The sequence below is a fragment of the Nostoc sp. ChiQUE02 genome (genome assembly GCF_034531305.2).
Taxonomy (GTDB): Bacteria; Cyanobacteriota; Cyanobacteriia; order Cyanobacteriales; family Nostocaceae; genus Nostoc.
Genome location: NZ_JAVRBN020000001.1, coordinates 75,925 through 93,500 on the forward strand (window position 1 = coordinate 75,925; position 17,576 = coordinate 93,500).

The 17,576-nt window shown below is 42.8% G+C and carries 16 protein-coding genes; 6 read left to right on the top strand and 10 right to left on the bottom strand.

Annotated elements, in window-relative coordinates:
* Positions 1-36: 36 nt before the first annotated feature.
* The 3 genes from RM347_RS00340 to RM347_RS00350 form a co-directional block, all read right to left on the bottom strand.
* The gene (locus RM347_RS00340) at positions 37-912 is read right to left on the bottom strand and encodes an SDR family oxidoreductase (RefSeq protein WP_322722071.1); all 876 of its coding nucleotides are present in this window, start codon (positions 910-912) and stop codon (positions 37-39) included.
* Positions 913-1,147: 235 nt separating this feature from the next.
* The gene (locus tag RM347_RS00345; RefSeq protein WP_322722072.1) at positions 1,148-1,303 is read right to left on the bottom strand and encodes a hypothetical protein; all 156 of its coding nucleotides are present in this window, start codon (positions 1,301-1,303) and stop codon (positions 1,148-1,150) included.
* Positions 1,304-1,364: 61 nt separating this feature from the next.
* Positions 1,365-1,523 (bottom strand): hypothetical protein, encoded by a 159-nt coding sequence (locus tag RM347_RS00350; protein ID WP_322722073.1) that lies wholly within the window; start codon positions 1,521-1,523, stop codon positions 1,365-1,367.
* A 129-nt stretch (positions 1,524-1,652) separates the two neighbouring features.
* Here RM347_RS00350 and RM347_RS00355 point away from each other — a divergent pair, with 129 nt between their 5' ends.
* Positions 1,653-1,841, top strand: a complete 189-nt coding sequence (locus RM347_RS00355; protein ID WP_322722074.1) for a hypothetical protein — start codon at positions 1,653-1,655, stop codon at positions 1,839-1,841.
* A gap of 584 nt (positions 1,842-2,425) precedes the next feature.
* Positions 2,426-3,346, top strand: a complete 921-nt coding sequence (locus tag RM347_RS00360) for a GUN4 domain-containing protein (protein WP_322722075.1) — start codon at positions 2,426-2,428, stop codon at positions 3,344-3,346.
* A 330-nt stretch (positions 3,347-3,676) separates the two neighbouring features.
* Here RM347_RS00360 and RM347_RS00365 read toward each other — a convergent pair whose 3' ends face one another.
* The 3 genes from RM347_RS00365 to RM347_RS00375 all read right to left on the bottom strand — a co-directional run bounded on the left by RM347_RS00365 (position 3,677) and on the right by RM347_RS00375 (position 6,999).
* Positions 3,677-4,765, bottom strand: coding sequence for a fatty acid desaturase family protein (locus RM347_RS00365; protein WP_322722076.1), 1,089 nt, complete (start codon positions 4,763-4,765; stop codon positions 3,677-3,679).
* 333 nt (positions 4,766-5,098) lie between these two features.
* Complete coding sequence (locus RM347_RS00370) at positions 5,099-6,001, bottom strand: S1 RNA-binding domain-containing protein (protein WP_322722077.1); 903 nt, start codon at positions 5,999-6,001, stop codon at positions 5,099-5,101.
* 257 nt (positions 6,002-6,258) lie between these two features.
* Positions 6,259-6,999, bottom strand: a complete 741-nt coding sequence (locus tag RM347_RS00375; protein WP_322722078.1) for a dienelactone hydrolase family protein — start codon at positions 6,997-6,999, stop codon at positions 6,259-6,261.
* Between the two features lie 287 nt (positions 7,000-7,286).
* On the opposite strand from RM347_RS00375, the gene RM347_RS00380 reads away from it, so the two are divergent.
* A complete protein-coding gene (locus RM347_RS00380) occupies positions 7,287-8,270 on the top strand; it encodes a GntR family transcriptional regulator (protein ID WP_322722079.1) in 984 nt (327 codons plus the stop codon).
* Positions 8,271-8,327: 57 nt separating this feature from the next.
* A complete protein-coding gene (locus RM347_RS00385) occupies positions 8,328-9,524 on the top strand; it encodes an FAD-dependent monooxygenase (RefSeq protein ID WP_322722080.1) in 1,197 nt (398 codons plus the stop codon).
* Between the two features lie 14 nt (positions 9,525-9,538).
* Here RM347_RS00385 and RM347_RS00390 read toward each other — a convergent pair whose 3' ends face one another.
* From RM347_RS00390 to tig, 4 genes are all read right to left on the bottom strand, one after another.
* Complete coding sequence (locus tag RM347_RS00390) at positions 9,539-10,459, bottom strand: alpha/beta fold hydrolase (RefSeq protein WP_322722081.1); 921 nt, start codon at positions 10,457-10,459, stop codon at positions 9,539-9,541.
* 344 nt (positions 10,460-10,803) lie between these two features.
* Positions 10,804-12,144: an ATP-dependent protease ATP-binding subunit ClpX gene (gene clpX, locus RM347_RS00395; RefSeq protein WP_322722082.1), complete on the bottom strand. Its 1,341-nt coding sequence runs from the start codon at positions 12,142-12,144 to the stop codon at positions 10,804-10,806.
* 9 nt (positions 12,145-12,153) lie between these two features.
* Positions 12,154-12,852, bottom strand: a complete 699-nt coding sequence (gene clpP, locus RM347_RS00400; protein WP_322722083.1) for an ATP-dependent Clp endopeptidase proteolytic subunit ClpP — start codon at positions 12,850-12,852, stop codon at positions 12,154-12,156.
* A gap of 332 nt (positions 12,853-13,184) precedes the next feature.
* The gene (gene tig, locus RM347_RS00405) at positions 13,185-14,618 is read right to left on the bottom strand and encodes a trigger factor (protein WP_322722084.1); all 1,434 of its coding nucleotides are present in this window, start codon (positions 14,616-14,618) and stop codon (positions 13,185-13,187) included.
* Between the two features lie 831 nt (positions 14,619-15,449).
* Here tig and RM347_RS00410 point away from each other — a divergent pair.
* Together RM347_RS00410 and dapA are read left to right on the top strand one after the other, a co-directional pair.
* Positions 15,450-16,487, top strand: a complete 1,038-nt coding sequence (locus tag RM347_RS00410; protein ID WP_322722085.1) for an aspartate-semialdehyde dehydrogenase — start codon at positions 15,450-15,452, stop codon at positions 16,485-16,487.
* 126 nt (positions 16,488-16,613) lie between these two features.
* Positions 16,614-17,498: a 4-hydroxy-tetrahydrodipicolinate synthase gene (dapA, locus tag RM347_RS00415; protein WP_322722086.1), complete on the top strand. Its 885-nt coding sequence runs from the start codon at positions 16,614-16,616 to the stop codon at positions 17,496-17,498.
* The last annotated feature ends 78 nt before the right edge of the window (positions 17,499-17,576 follow it).

Sequence of the window (17,576 nt, forward strand, 5' to 3'; positions counted from 1 at the left end):
TGACAAATGACTAATGACTAATGAATTTTGTTTAATTCAAACTGCTAGATAGCGCCGTAAAAAATTTTCTAATGTCTCCAACTGGAAGTTAAAAATCGCCTCTAAATTAGCAGTTTCATCTTTTGTAGAGAAAAATTCATTTGCTAGTAATGTGCGATAAGTTCCCAAAGCTTTTTGGATTTGGGGATTAATTAAACCCAATGCACTCTGTAACCCATCAACAGCAAATAGTGGTGAGTTAATTATTACTGGCTGTTTGTTGAAGATCCGACCAAAAATCCGGGGAATATCTTCTCGTAATAAAATCTCCGGCCCTCCCACTGGGAAAATCTGGTTACGAGCGCCTTCAACTGTCACAGAATCCACCACTATCCTTGCCAAATCATCGGTACTGACAATTGAGGTACGGTTTTTGCGATCGCCAATGAGCAGATACAATCCGGTTTCCCGAAATCGTTCTACTAGTGGCAGCAAGTTAGATGCTAATCCAGATGGGCGTAAAATAGTGTAATTCAAGCCACTAGCTTGCAAATATCGCTCTACTGCTCGTTTGGCTTTGAAAACGGGAGCGTCTTCATATCCGCGATCGGCTCCCAGCACGGAAATGAAGACAAAATGCTCTACGCCATTGGCTTTCGCCTGGTCAATGAGTTCAATATTGGCGCGGTAATCTAAAGATAGGGCATCGCTATCAGAACCGTGGGCGCTAATAATATACTGGACACCCCGACTAGCTTTCTGGATATCTCTTTCCTCTAGTAAGTCACCGATAAAGATTTCTGCACCCCGGTGTTCTAACTCGCTGTAGCGCGAGGTAAGGCGGACAAATGCCCGTACAGACTGTTCTCGTTGCCGTAGGAGTCGCACAACTCTGCGACCAATTTCTCCCGTTGCTCCAGTTACCAGAAACATATAAATACCTTAATTGAATACTTCAGCGTTTATAGTTCTTGAAATACTTGATATATACTCAAAATCTGATGAGCAATACTTAAACAGAGATATGAGCATATTTTTATACCTAGTCACCATGCTCAAGATATCCTCACGCCAACTAAGCCAATAAGCCACACCTTATTTATCTTAATACTCTAAAAATTATCCCCTATATCTTTTCTAGATGCAGGGGATAGGGTAATGGTTAGTTTTACTGGCTCAACAAGTCAATAGCTTGTTCAAGCGACATCTTAGCTTTGTACATGTTCAGCAGGTTCTCCTGGTCGTATCGGTCAGGATAGCTCATTTTACTGCCCTCCAAAGTTATCCGAATTAGTGCTGCTTGCTCATCTGTGGGTGAACTCATCTCATATAGCAGAACTGATTATCTGGATAGCGTTAAAGTTAGGGAATTTTAACCCTTTACCTTACTTCATTTGTTGCAGCGCTAAAAGTGGAAATGCCATCAGAGTTACGATGTACGAGTTTTTGTATCCTGCATTTCCAGTTGGTTTGATGCCGTATCTACGACACAAGTCGCGTAATTCTTTAATAGTCTTGATTTCAAGTTCAGAACGCGTGAACATAAAATAGTAGTGTCCATTTTTGAAATTGGATATTGGTGGTTGTACTTCCGGCAAGTTGTAGCAACCACCAAAAAACAATTTAATCTGCTGCCTACCAGTGATTCAAATTATATTTATATTTTTACATAAATGCCTAACCCTAAAGGTCATTCAGAAAATTTAAAACCATTTAAATCAGAGAGGGAAGAACCTTTAAGTGAGCGTCTTAATTTACGTGTCACAAAAACTATGAAGGAAGAACTATACACTAAGGATGATCCTCCAGAATTTTGCCGTCGTGCGATCGAGGAAGCATTAGATAAAGATAGAGAAAAGTAATCTCAAAGGGATAATTGTCACGAGTGTGTGAATTACTGGGATGAGACAGTAATCAAGCATATTGCTTTTTCAATATGCTTGATTGCTTGCGGAAAACACCGAAATGAGAAAGCAAACTGGGGTTTGAGTAAGTAAAAGCTTATTTGACTTGCGGAAAACACCAAAATGAGAAAGCAAACTGGGGTTTGAGTAAGTAAAAGCTTATTTGACTTGCGGAAAACACCAAAATGAGAAAACAAACTGGGGTTTGAGTAAGCAAATACAGCTTTTGAATAAGTCAAATGCTATTCTGCTTATTAAATTCGACTTTAGGGACTCCCAAAAAAATACTCAACTACTTCTTGTGGGGTGGGCATCTTGCCCGCCCATAACCAAAAGCGGGCAAGATGCCCACTCCACAAGATTGAATAATTTATTTGTTGGAAATCCTTTATTTATTTTTCCGATACATTAACTAGTAACTTAAGTAAGTAGGCAAGAATAAATGAAACTATATTACGTAATATAAAATTAATTAAAGCAGTAAGTATAATGCGTTGGAAATTATTGCCGATATAGAGAAATGGATGCCAGGAGAATTATAGATGAGTGACGAACATCAGTTTGATGTCTTCCTTTGCCACAATAGCAAAGACAAGCCTGAAGTTATAGAAATTGCTCATGAATTAATAAGACAAGGAATTAAACCTTGGCTAGATAAGTGGCAACTTCCTCCTGGTTTACCATGGCAGCCTTTGCTAGAGGAACAAATAAAAAAGATTAAATCAGCAGCAGTTTTTGTAGGTAGGAGTGGATTTGGCCCCTGGCAAGATAAAGAGATGAGAGCTTTTTTAAACCAATTTGTAAAGAGAAACTGTCCCGTGATTCCCGTTTTGCTTGGGAATACAACAGACCAGCCTGAACTCCCAATTTTTCTTGATGGTCATACGTGGGTTGACTTTCGGACAGATACTGAGGCCATGGAGAACTTAATTTGGGGGATTACTGGAAAACCGCCAGAGCGAAAACCAAAGGTACAGCCAGTAATTCAAGCCGATGATCTCAGTTCTGAAAAGGGAGTAAACTACACGCGATTGCGAGATTTGCTAGCAGAAGGCAAGTGGAAAGAAGCGGATGAGGAAACTTTAACTGTCATGCTCAAGGTATCTAGCTGGGAAGAGGAAGGCTGGTTTGATATCAAATCCATCAAGAGTTTTCCCTGTACTGACTTACGTACCATTGATCAACTTTGGGTAAAATATAGTGGTGGGCGCTTTGGCTTCAGCGTTCAGAAGAAAATTTATTTGAGCGTTGGTGGGAAGCTTGACGGTGAATACTATGAAGAAGCCTGGGAGAAATTTGTTGATCGCGTAGGGGGGCGGAGAAAAGGAAACTGGGACTCGGATGTAGCTTTTAATATTTCAGCGCCAGAGGGACACCTCCCCTATAAAATATTAGAAACAATCGGGATCAGGTCGGGTGGGACATCTTTGTTCGCGTCGAGACTTGCAATGTGTAATATTTAAGCACTTCAGACTTTTATAAATATTTGTAACAGGGTTGTTTTCTACGAGTTAATCAACATTTCAGAGATTCGATACCTAGCACTGGGGGTTGATAGCAATTAGCTTGAATCAACTTTTATGCTACATCCTGCACTTCAGTACTCTCTGACACCCTCTGCTTGTCCCAAGGTGAACTCAACTGTCCCGGTGACTTTTTCGACTTACCTTTAATCTTCATTCCCGTTAACAGGCAGCTCCACCAGTGTTTTCTTTTCTCTAGCTTTGCCTGTGGTCGATATTTCTTGTAAAATTCTCGGTATCTAGCAGCGCATTTATTTGCAAGAATCCTTTTTAATTGTCGCTTGTAGGACAGGGAACAGATTCTTTTCCTGACCAATCTGTAAGAGTATTTTCATCTTTGTAATGGCGGGGAGTTTTCAGCAGTAAGTACCAAGCCTCCCCAGCATCCAATAAATTAAAGCTTTCAGAATAGTGAGTTTCTAACAAATCCCTAACTATAAAATAATAGTCAGAGTTCATTCCTGGAAAAATATGATGTTCAGTGTGGTGAGAAAAATTTAAATGCAACAGGTCAAATATTTTATAAACCCTTAAAGACACACTATTTATCAGTGGATCGTTAACGCTGGTCATCCTACAAAGTAAATGATTTGTATAAATATAAAAAATTATTCCAGCATAGCCAATTGCAATAGGTAAAAAGTAACCAAGTATGAGTTTTATGGGTTCAAATTCTAGATAGATTAGGATACTCAGATGAATCATTATCATCATCAATACTTCCGCTGCGATCGCTCGACGATCTTTAGGACTGACTGTAAATGCAGCAGGAACATAATCGACGGATTCATGATTGAAAAATAGCACAGATGTCACATTGCGAAAAGTATGTACTCCCCAAGCAGAAGTCAATCCCACAGTGAACCATATAGGATTGACTTCAGTAGAAGGCACAAATAAGTCCTGAATCCATTTTCCCCAGGTTGAAGACTGTTCATATAAGTAATTGCGATCGGGGTCGCCCAAATCATTAGTGTGATTATGATGTACTCGGTTATGAACTGCTTTCCACAATGTTGGTGGCATCCACAACATTGTTAGCCCTAGAAAGCTAATGATATAGGTTAACCGGGCGTTTTTAATCACGCTTCCATGCATCAGATCGTGGGAGCTAAATAGTAAGACAACCACGCTATTGCCCATAATGATGGTTAGAGGTAGATAAAGCCATAAAAGATATGGCGACCAACAATCTAACCGTGCTGCTATCATCCAGCCTAGAATCAAAATTGCTAGATTAATGAACAAGATAACTAACTTACTTGGATCGGGAATAAATGCTTCAGGTGGAATCAGGGAACGTAATGCTTTGGCATATATTTTCTGGTGAACCAGTGTCCGATCGCTACTAAAATTCATAAATCATTGTCAGGTAGAGAATTTAACTAAGTACAGTTTGCGGTAAATCGTAGCGTTTTTAAACTCGGACGATTCAATTCACAATGGGCAAGCCTTTCACCATACCACATGTTCACCTCAGAATAAATTCTGCGGCTGATAGCGAAAGTCATCTGAACCTGCTGAAATTCTTGTTTTACCAGTATTCCCCGCTAGAGGCTAGAAAGGAGTCTGGGAAAAGTTTTCCCAATTTACAATCCCCTCACATCTTTGTAGATGCAGGGGGAGTATTAACAATTCAAAATTGTTTCAGATGGGGATTTAAATGCTTTGTGCAAGCAGCCCACTTCAAAACTATTCAGATGCTTTGTTATTAGCTCTATTGGCACGCGCCTCAGCCGAAGCCATCACCTCATCGAAATTCTCTAGCACTTCGCCAGGGAAGTTTTCCAAAACTCTGGTGGAAAGAGCAACCCGCCCTTTACCTTCATCCAAATCAATAATTACAGCTTTAATGGGCTGACCAATTTGAAATACTTTTTCGAGAGATTCAATGAATTTTTGGCTTACCTGCTTGATATGAAGTAAGGCGCTCATCCCACTTAAATCGACAAATACACCAAAAGGTTTGATGCCAGTAACTTTGCCTTCCACCAGTTGACCTAATTCTAATAAGCTGAAGTTGCTAGAACGAGTTGCTAAACGCTGGGAAAGGATGAGTTTGTTGGTGTTGCGATTAATTTCCAAAAAACCCACAGTCAGATTTTGACCTTTGAGTGCTTCTAAATTATCACGCTCTGCCAGGTGCGATCGCGGAATAAATCCCCGCAAAGAGAGAATATCGACGGTGACACCACCTTTATTCACACCCATAACCCGTACTTGCACAGTCTGAGCATTCTCCTGCATTTCGGCTAGTCGTTCCCAGATGTGCTGAATTTCTAACTGCTTTCGAGAAAGGGTAACTTGACCTTCTGCATCCTGATCTCGGATAATCAAAAACTCCAGTTCCTCTTGCAATGGCAGTACCTCCGATAAATCGGTAACTGCTCTCAAAGAAGCCTCATCGCGCGGTAGAAAAGCTGACGACTTACCACCAATATCGACATAGGCTCCATCATGGTCAAGTTGGAACACTTTGCCATGTACAACCTGTCCCTTTTGAAACTGGTAGTCGTGTTTTTCTAGTGCTTTGGCAAAATCGTCCATCGTAAACGACGAATTGGCTGTTTGAGAAAGTTTCGATTCGGAATTCATGACTTTTGAAGATTAATTGTTATTTGATATGGTGCAACTGGAGTTTAGATTGTCATTTGTCATTTGTCCTTTGTTTGTAGTTACGCGATGTGGAACTTAATATTCTGACCTCTCTTTTTTTAAGAGAGAGGCTTTGAATTTTCCCCCTTCTCTCATAGAGAAAGGATCTCGGGGGTTAGGTTTGAGAAAAAGTTGCACACGGTATTGTGGTTTTTACTAATGACAAATGACAAAAAACGAACTTGGCTGCATGGGCTTCAGTTTAGTTGACTAAAGAGTTGTTTCACTTGCTCCCAAGCATCGGCCGCAGCTTTAGGATTATAACTGGCACGATGGTCACAGAAAAATCCGTGATCAGCTCCATCGTAGCGAAACACACGATGAGGAATTTTATATTTTTCTAACTCTGCTTCAATCTCATCTACTTGTTCGCGTGGGATGCTAGCATCTTCTGTGCCAAAGAAGGCATAAAGAGTACCTGGAATTTCTCTGGTGCGGGTGACTGTAGGAGCGCCGCCTCCCGGTGTGCGAGTGGTAATTCCAGCACCATAGAAGGAAGCTGTAGCTTTAATATCTGGTAAGGTGGCTGCAAGATATGCGACATGACCGCCAAAGCAGAAGCCAATACAGCCAAAACCATCTTTTTTCACTTGGGGCAGATTTTTGAGGTAGTCAATTGCTAGTTGAATATCGCTCAATAACTCTGAGGCTTGAGTCTGCATAGCGTAGCCTCTGCCCGTTTCAATATCTTCAGGTGTATATCCGGTTTCAAAGCCAGGAGCAATCCTTTGAAAAAGTGCTGGTGCGATCGCTACATACCCAAGTTTGGCAATCCGTTCTGTAACTTCCCGAATGTGAACGTTGACACCAAAAATCTCTTGTAATACCACCACTCCTGGGTAAAATCCAGATTCTTTTGGCTCTGCGAGATAAGCAGACACTTGAATATTATCTTGCAAAAGATTAACCGTTGTGGTAATTATTGCTTGCTCTGTCATAATAATTTTTACCAGTGCTATGTGATTAACCGTGTGTTTATTTGATATAACTATGCCAGTATGCCGAAGTTTTTTCTAATTAAATTATCAATTACCAATAGTGAGAGCATTAGAAATTTGTATCAGAACAACTTTATATGTAAATAAAACATTCAATATGTAGCAAATGCATCTGGACAACAAAATAGTGCTGAGTTAAAAGTGCTGAGTAGGTAAGCAACACTTAATACTCATACCTCAGCATTTAGTATTCAGCACTTAGCACTTAGTATTCAGGAGGTTTGGTGATGATTCAATTCCGTATTCAGCCAGACAGCGAAATTCCCGCATCGACCCAGCTGTTTAACCAAATCCGGTTTGCGATCGCTTCCCGGCAATATCCCCCTGCTTACAAATTGCCAAGTACACGGGCACTGGCAATGCAAACGGGGTTACACCGTAATACCATTAGCAAAGTTTACCGTCAACTGGAGGAAGACGGATTTGTTGAAAGTATGGCTGGTTCGGGAATTTATGTTCGCGCCCAAGGTCATGAGGGCGGTAGCAGGCTGCAATCACCAATTCTCAAACAAAATCCTGATGCATATCAAGTTGTCCAGCAAGCACTAGACGACCTACTCTCTCAAGGATGTTCACTGAATCAAGCCAGGGAGTTATTTTTAGCAGAAATTGACTGGCGCTTGCGTTGTAGTGCGCGAGTACTGGTTGCAGTTCCATCCTATGATATGGGTGCTGGTGAGTTGATGGTCTATGAATTAGAGCGATCTTTAAAAATCCCAGTCCAGTTGGTAGCAATGGAAGAATTAACAGCTGTGCTAGATAAAACTACCTCTGCGACAGTAGTTACAAGTCGGTATTTTATCAGTAATGTGGAAGCGATCGCAGCTCCTAAAGCTGCACGGGTAATTCCTCTAGATATCTACGACTACACCAAAGAACTCAACCTCTTAAAAACCCTACCAAAAGAAAACTGTGTAGGCATAGTTAGCCTCAGTTCCGGGATTGCACGAGCAGCAGAAGTCATCCTCCACGGTTTGCGGGGAGATGAACTACTGGTGATGACTTCGCAACCAAAAGATGCTTATAAACTTCAGGCTATGGTTAAACGAGCTGAGGTAATCATAAGCGATCAAGCCAGTTTTGCGGCAGTGCAAGCAGCGGTGCAAGCATCTGATGAAGATATTATTCGTCCACCGAAGCTGATTAAGGTTGAAAATTATATCGGCATTAACTCAATTAACTTGCTAAAACGAGAACTGGGTTTGAGTTAATCCCAAGATAATTCGACCAACATCTTTGAGAGCAATTGATACAGGAGGGATAAGGTAGTGCAGATTGTGATTGTGGGCGCAGGCCCAACAGGTGTAACCCTTGCCCTGCTCCTTGTAAAACGTGGTATTGCTGTAACGTTAATTGAAGCAGCAAAAGACTTTCATCGCGTTTTTCGCGGTGAAGGATTAATGCCCAGTGGGTTAGATGCCCTAGAGCAAATGGGTCTATCGGCGTTGTTGGAGCATATTCCCTATCGACAACTCGACGCATGGGAATTCATTCTGGGTGAAAAGCAGTTGTTTCGAGTTGATGAACCAATGGGAGCAGCTCGACCCTGTACACTGGTTTCACAACCACCGCTACTCAATGCACTAATTTCGGAAGCTCAAACCAATGATGGGTTTGAATTTATCCAGGGTGTTCCAGTCAAAGATTTATTGTGGAGTAATCAACGTGTCGCAGGTGTAGTACTGAGCGATGGCAGAGAACTTACTGCTGACCTAGTGATTGGGGCAGATGGTCGAAACTCTCTTGTGCGACAACGTATAGGATTGGAATTGGTACGCCAACCCAAAAATATTGATATTCTCTGGTTTAAGCTTGCTGCTAGCCCTGAGTTTGCAGCCGAGAATGTATTTCGTACTATTGTAAATGGCGATCGCACATTTAGTATCTTTCACGGAGCAGAGCAAGGAAAACTGCATCTGGCTTGGGTAATGTCAGCAACCGAAAACACTGACTCTAAACAAGCCAACTGGGCAGAGATTTTTGCCTCCCTATCACCCTCATGGCTAGCAGAGCATTTCCGTAATCATGCAGACACCATCGAATCCCCGATTCGGCTTTCTGTTGTGGTTGGTTATTGTCCACAATGGCACGCACCAGGGGTACTGCTTCTGGGTGACGCTGCACACCCAATGTCTCCTGTCCGCGCCCAAGGAATTAATCTAGCATTCCGTGATGTGATTGTTGCTGCTAATCATCTTGTACCGCTGTTACACAAAGAAACTGGACACCAGGATATTGACATGGCACTATCGCGCATCCAAGCAGAACGTGAGCCAGAAATTATCCGCGCCCAGCAACTCCAGTTAGAGGAAGCTAAACAAGGCGAACTACTGCGAAAAAATGCACTGCTGCGATCGGTGTTGATTCAACTTGCTCCCTTACTCCGTAAAATAATTAAAAAGTCTTGGTTAAGGCGACAATATAAAATGCGTCAGGGTATCACACAGGTACACTTAACTGTCTAAAAAACCGCCATCAGTTATCCGACTTGTGGTTGTGGGGTGTTAATTTGCAAAAACTCTTGTACGCGTCGCAAGTAAGTTGGCGCATCTTCCAACATTGGGAAATGCGCGGTGTTAGGAATCATCACAAATTCTACTTTGTCACTCAATGCAGCTGCTTGACGCCCCATCTCGGCTGGAATAATCTTGTCGTACTCGCCCGCCACAAGCAGAGTTGGTACTGTCAGCTTGGTAAACTCTTGCGGCATCACTTCAGATTGAGCCTTACTGACTGAAGTAAAAATTGTCCCTAAAGCCGCATCGTAATCTGCTTCGAGAAAATCTTCTAAAAAAGCTTGCCGCTCAGAATGTGGTATGGAACTATGCAGAAATCTGGCCATAAACATCCGGTCAACAAATGGAATTTTGCTTAACCACTTAGGACGGAATTTAACTACATAGCCACCAAATTTATGAAAAGCACTAAAGGATTTTTCGTCGTACTCAAAAACGCCGCTACAGGTTAAAATTCCTCGTTCTACTCGTTGGGGGTAGCGGTTAAAAAATAAAGTGGCAACAGACGCGCCCATTGAATGAGCATTGATATAAACACGCTGAAGATGCAACCCATCTAACAAAGCTGCCAAATCATCAGCGTATTCCTCTAATTCATAGGTTAATTCTCTGATTGCCTGTGATTCTTCTTGAGGGGATTCAGATTCGGCAACAGCTTCACTTGCTTCGGCTATAGTTGGCTTCCCACCAGAACGGCCAAATCCCCGCATATCGTAGAGTAAACAATCAAATTGCTCTGATAAAGCATTAGCAGTATTTTGCCAATACCTAGCCGAACCAGCCCAACCGTGGATGAAAACCATCACTGGTTTTACCAAAGAACCAGATGGTTTTTTCACCCATTCGTAGTAATGCTCAACGCCACGAACATTAATATAAGGCATTAGTCATTAGTCCTTTGTCAGTTGTCATTAGTCATTTTCCCTTATTACATGGTTATTAGTCTTTAGTTTTTGACTAATAACCAATCACTAATGACCCTTCGGGTGACGCTCGTACCGACGCTCGATGACTCGCTAACGCTGCGCTATCGCTAACGCTACGCTAACACCAGTTGCTATGGGGGACACCCAGACGCTTGCGGACTCGCTCTAAGCGAAGCCATGCCGTTGGCGGAGCCTCTCGTAGAGAAGGCTTTACGCTGCGCTATCGCCCTTGGCGTCTCCCCTTCTCCCAAAGGGAGAGGCTAGCGCCAAGGGAGAAGACCGCACTGGCTCACCAATGACAATTAGGCTGATTCTGGCTTCGGTAGTGAAGATGGATGTATTATCAGTTCGGCAGTTGATCGCTTCTCGACCATCTCGCGTGTTACTGTACAGCGTGTCACATCCTTACGGGATGGTAACTCGTACATTACATCCAGCATTAGTTCTTCGACAATGCCCCGCAACGCTCTAGCACCAGTTTTACGGCGATAGGCTTCTTGAGCGATCGCTCGTAAAGCTTCTGGTTTAAAATCTAACTGGACATTATCCATCTTTAGCAGCTTTTGGTACTGCTTCACTAAGGCGCTGCGTGGTTGGGTGAGAATCGCCATCAGCGCTTCTTCATCTAGCGGATCTACCACTGCTACCATTGGCACGCGCCCAATAAATTCTGGAATCATGCCAAATTTGACTAAATCATCCGGTTCTAGATGGCGGAGAGTATCTGCTGCACGTTTCTCCTTCGATTGACCTTCTCCTGGTTGCACAAAGCCGATTGCTTTTTTGCCAACTCTCTGATCTACAACCTTTTCTAAGCCCACGAAAGCACCACCACAGACGAACAAGATATTGCTTGTATCAATCTGGATGCAGTCTTGATAGGGATGCTTGCGCCCTCCTTGGGGTGGTACATTGGCGATCGTTCCCTCTAGCATTTTCAGCAAAGCTTGCTGCACGCCTTCACCGGAAACATCGCGGGTAATTGACGGGTTCTCACTCTTCCGAGCAATTTTGTCAATTTCGTCAATGTAAATAATTCCGCGTTGTGCTTCCTCTATATCCAAATCTGCCACCTGCAACAGTCGCAGCAAGATATTTTCTACATCTTCTCCCACATAGCCCGCTTCCGTCAGCGTCGTGGCATCAGCGACGGCAAAGGGTACATCCAAGATTTTTGCTAGGGTTTGCGCTAAGAGAGTTTTGCCGCAACCAGTCGGGCCAATTAACAAAATGTTGGACTTTTGCAGTTCTATTGCATCATCTGCTCCAGCTTTGCCACTGGCTTTAGACTGAATGACCGCCAGCCGCTTGTAGTGATTGTAAACAGCTACTGACAGCACTTTCTTCGCTTCGTCTTGACCAATGACGTGCTCGTCTAGATACTTTTTAATCTCTCTTGGCTTTGGTATTTGATTAAACGAAATACTAGAAGAGTGAGTACGCCGTTTTTGAGGTGGCTCTGCTCTTGGTGCTGGTTGTGCTGCCGCACCATTGGTATCGAGTAACTCCTCGTCTAGTATTTCATTACACAAGTCAACGCATTCATCGCAGATGTAGACTCCCGGCCCCGCGATTAATTTACGCACCTGCTCTTGAGACTTGCCACAAAATGAACATTTTAAATGGGAGTCGTACTTAGACATACCAGCCTCTTATTTCAGAATGGTGACGTTTTCCCCTGCTGTGGGAAGATTTTGCCTGGAAATGACCTGATCAATCAAACCGTAGTTTTTCGCCTCTTCTGCCGACATAAAAAAGTCGCGCTCAGTATCTGCTTCAATTCTTTCTAAGGGTTGACCAGTATGGTGAGCCATTAACTGATTCAACTTAGCCTTAACGTAAAGAATTTCTCTGGCTTGAATTTCAATGTCAATGGCTTGACCTTGAGCGCCACCAAGTGGTTGGTGAATCATAATCCGGGAGTCGGGCAGAGACATTCGCTTACCGGCAGCCCCTGCTGTCAACAAAAAAGCCCCCATGCTTGCGGCTAATCCAAAACAGATGGTAACAACATCAGGGCGAATTTGCTGTATTGTATCATAGATTGCCATCCCTGCGTAGACCGAGCCGCCAGGAGAATTAACATACATTTGGATGTCTTTTTCTGAGTCTTCGGCGTCTAGGAATAACAACTGAGCCACAATTGAGTTGGCTACGGCATCGTCTATTGGCGTTCCCAAAAAGATAATCCGCTCTCGCAGCAGGCGGGAGTAGATGTCGAAAGCCCTTTCTCCCATGCCAGATTGTTCTACCACCATCGGCACGATGTTGCTAGGGCTGCTCAACTGGGAGTTTATGTTTATTCGACTTTGGTTGCTGATGGGGTAATTTCCCGACTGCGATTCAAGCATACAAGCTTTCTTTGACGATAATTTAGGACAAATGTTTCAGCAGCAAATGCTGCCTTTTCGACGAATGGAATTTTTATAAGCTACGTGTTAACCATTATGCCTCATATAATTTCCTCTCGTGTAACACAGTATCAAGCCCAGGTGATAACAGGTGTCACTATTTGCCAAAAATTCATTAATTCTTTAATTTTTTTGACTTAATCCCTGAGTTATGAGGAGTTAAGAGTCAAGAGGCAATGGTCTTTCATCTCCTCCTGCTCCCTCATCTCCCTTACCCATTTCACCAGTACTTTAACTCAGAACTGGTGAACTCATAGCTGTGGGATTTTTGATTATCCTTCTGTGACTTCAGTGGAAGTTTCGCTGCTTTCTTCCTCAGTCTGAGGTGCATCAACATCTGATTCTGCGTCTTCCGTTTCCTCTACAGGACTCAAGGAACCTTCGGGTACAAGTTCAACTGACGAGTGTTCTAAGAGCCAATCGACAATTTTCTCGGTTAACAGTTCGTTTTCTACAATTGAGCGCAGTTTATCTTCATCAACGTCTTGCTCATCTGGGTACTGCTCTAAAAGTTCTGTGACTCTAGCTGCGATTTCTTCTGGGGTTACCTCGATAGATTCGCGTTTACCGACTTCCCGTAAGGACAAGGAGCGTTTGATGCGTTCAATGGCCTCAGTGCGCGATCGCTCCCGCAGTTGAGGAATAATATCTTGAGTAAACAACTTCCTCACATCTAATCCCTGCTGAGATAGCCGCATTGCTGTTTGCGTTAGCATTGCATCCACTTCTTGCTCAATCAAGGTTGCTGGTAAGTCAACTTCTACGTGCTTAAGCAGTTCTGTTAACAAAGCTTCCTGCTTATTTGTTTTTGTTTTGTCGTCTGCCTCTTTTTGATATCGCTCTACCAAAGAAGCACGTAACTCTTCTAAGGTTTCAAAATCGCTGATTTCTTGAGCGAAATCGTCATTTACTTCTGGTAGCTCCTTTTCCTTGAGTTCTTTGAGCGTCACTGTGAAAGTTGCCGCTTTTCCAGCTAAATCTTCATTAGCATAAGGATCTGGGAACTGCGCCGCAATTTCTTTGGTTTCTTCAGGATTCATCCCCACTATTCCCGAAATAAAGCCTGGAATAAACTTATCCTCCTGCAATTCCACTTGAAAGTCAGTTGCTTCAGCTCCGGGAATAGGTTCTGGTTCAGCTGTTTCGTCTTCGCCCTCGGCTTTGGAGAATACACCTTTAAAATCGACTACGGCGATATCACCGATTTGGGCTGCACGTCCTTCCACAGGAATCAATGTCGCCAATTCTTGACGTTCTTTATCCAGCGTGCTCTCCACTCGTTCTGGATCGTACTTGACTTCTTCGGCCTTGGCTTGCAAATCAGTGTACTGCACTAGATTTACTTCTGGTTCTACATCGACAGCAGCCGAAATCGTCAGGGGTTTTCCAGGTTCATAATTCTTAATCAAATCCTCAAAAGAGGAGCGCAATTGCGGCTGACCGATTGCCGGGATAGCTTCTTGTTTGACTGCTTGCTCAATGCCATCTTGAATTAGTTCTTCCAGCGCTGCTGCCTTGATTCGAGTTGTCCCCAGCCGTTGTAGTAATATCGGCCGAGGCACCTTGCCTTTACGAAACCCAGGAATATTGGCAGTACTCGCTAAGTTTTTAATGACCTGTTCGTAAGTTTGCTTGGTAATTTCCGGCGTAATCTCTATTTCCAGGCCAATTTGGCTGGCGGGAAGTTTTTCCTGGGTGACTTTCATGCTTCGTCTCTAGTTTTCTGGTATTTTATACTCCGAGTACACACAAGACGCAATAAAATAATTGTTTGCGTTTATGGCTGTGATGTCTCTTAGGGACAATGGGAGTTTGCCAAAAGGTCTGATGACATCCAAGGATGGATGTTTGTCCTGGGGCAAAGATCCAGTTTACTGCCAATGACCAAGGACTTGACATTTTACCTTCATAACAATTGGTTAATGGGGGCATTGATTATTCTCCTTGTCCCTCTCATCTCCCTCATTCCCTTACTCCCTCTGAACTTAGGAATTAATTATTCAGTGGGCTAACGCCGTGATATCCTGGTTCTCAGTGAGTGGTTAGTACTCCCAAGGTAAAGTTATAGTATTGAGTCTAGCTATATATTAAGTTGTGGGATGAAAGTGCATTTTTTGCCTAGCCGCATAGCTCAGTTTTATGCTTTGCTGGTTTTATGCATTTCGCTACCTAGTATATTTATCATCTTGGTAAGCAACTTTGCAGCCAAGGCATTTGTTGGTTTACAGGTGAGATGCCTGTTAAACGTCTAAGTGCAGATATCTCCATTTTTCTGCTAAATGGCGGTTTGTTGTATAATAATATATAGTTTAAATCGATGGGAAAGTTGGATAGTCATTGTTGCAGAATGCAACATCACTTAACCTATTAAATAGCCAAGAAAATAAATGTTTTAGATATATAAAGATCGACTAAATTAGAGAAAAATCTAAATCTATTCAAAATGTATTTCAAAATTAGATCGTTATTTAAATATTAACTAAATTGTCAATTGTTCCAAAAAATTGCAGATAAATCTCTTAAAGGAGGAAGCAAGCTTGTCGAAATCCTATCGTTTAGCTATTTTGGGAGCGACTGGTGCAGTTGGCACAGAGTTGCTGGAATTATTAGAAAGTCGTAATTTTCCTGTTGCTGACTTGAAGTTATTGGCATCAGAGCGGAGTGTCGGGCGATCGCTGCGGTTTAAAGATGAAAATATACCAATAGAGGCAGTGAGCGATTGCGCCTTTGAAAATATCGATATAGTACTGGCTAGTGCAGGTGGTTCCACATCTAAAACTTGGGCAGCAGTTGCTGTCGAAAAGGGCGCAGTAGTAATTGACAACTCCAGTGCCTTTCGGATGAACCCGGAAGTTCCCTTAGTAGTACCAGAGGTGAATCCACTAGCCGCAGCTAATCACCAAGGCATTATTGCCAACCCTAACTGCACAACAATTTTAATGGCTGTGGCAGTATGGCCATTGCATAAAGTTAAACCAGTACAACGCATCGTTGCCTCAACCTACCAATCTGCTAGTGGTGCTGGGGCCAGAGCAATGGCAGAAGTCAAAACCCAAACAAGCGCTATACTACAAGGACAGCCGCCAGTTGCTGAGGTATTGCCTTACCCATTGGCATTTAATTTATTCCCCCATAACTCCCCATTAAACGATTTGGGTTATTGTGAGGAAGAAATGAAAATGGTCAACGAAACCCGAAAAATATTTGGTACGCAGCAAATCAGAATCACTGCGACCTGTATACGGGTTCCCGTACTCCGCGCCCATTCAGAAGCCATTAATTTAGAATTTGAGACTCCCTTTAGTGCAAAGGAAGCCAGAGAAATTTTAAATTCCTCCCCTGGAGTAAAATTGGTAGAAGATTGGGGAACTAATCATTTTCCGATGCCAATTGAAGCAACGGGTGAAGATGAAGTTTTAGTGGGAAGAATTCGTCAGGATATTTCTCATCCTTGTGGCTTGGAATTATGGTTATGTGGCGACCAAATCCGCAAAGGCGCAGCATTGAATGCAGTACAAATCGCCGAGTTGTTGGTAGAAAAAAATCTACTCAAACCATTAGCTATTAGTCATTAGTTATTGGTGATTAGTCATTAGTAACTGACAAATGACTAATGACACTTGAAAGCAGTTTGCAGATAGGTTATTACAATAGAGAACCACCAAGATACAAAAATATGGGTAATCAGGAGTGAAAAAAGGGTGGGAGATTTTGGCAATGTTTTAACCGCTATGATTACGCCGTTTAAAGCAGACGGTAGTGTCAATTATGATGTAGCGGCAGAACTGGCGGCGCATCTAGCTAACAACGGTACAGATACATTAGTGATGTGTGGCACAACAGGAGAATCCCCGACGCTAAGTTGGGATGAGGAATACCAGTTGTTTGTCGAGGTATTGCAGTCCGTGGCAGGAAAAGCCAAGGTAATCGCAGGTTGTGGATCCAATTCCACTAAAGAAGCGATCGCAGCCACCCAAAAAGCGTCTAAGATAGGAGTACATGGTTCGTTACAAGTTGTTCCTTATTACAACAAACCGCCACAGGCGGGATTAGAAGCGCACTTTAAGGCAATAGCACAAGCCTGTCCCGACCTACCATTGTTGTTATATAATGTCCCCGGTCGTACCGGACAAAACCTTCAGCCAGAAACAGTTGCCCGGTTAGCTGAGGTTAGCAATATTGTCGGGATTAAAGAATCCACTGGTAATATAGATCAGGCAAGCGAAATTCGTCGCTTGACACCAAAAGAATTCCACATCTATTCTGGTGATGATTACATGACTTTGCCCTTGTTAGCGATCGGGGCAAAGGGTGTGGTAAGTGTGGCTTCTCATCTGGTAGGAAACCAACTACAGCAGATGATCCAAGCTTTTAGTGCGGGAAAAATTGAGGTAGCAAGCGACATTCATCTCCAACTTTTCCCGTTGTTTAAAGCTCTATTTCTCACTTCAAATCCCATTCCAGTGAAAAAAGCACTGAAACTTCAAGGTTGGGAGGTTGGTTCAACTCGTCCGCCGCTATGTGAAGCTGATTTAGAAGTCACTCAAAAGTTAGAAGCGGTTCTGAAAGAACTTAGTTTAATCTAGCCACCAGCTAGTTAAGGGCTGGTAGTTTGCTCCTTGCTAAAGATACATATAAACAACGATCGTAATTGTTCATAAGTT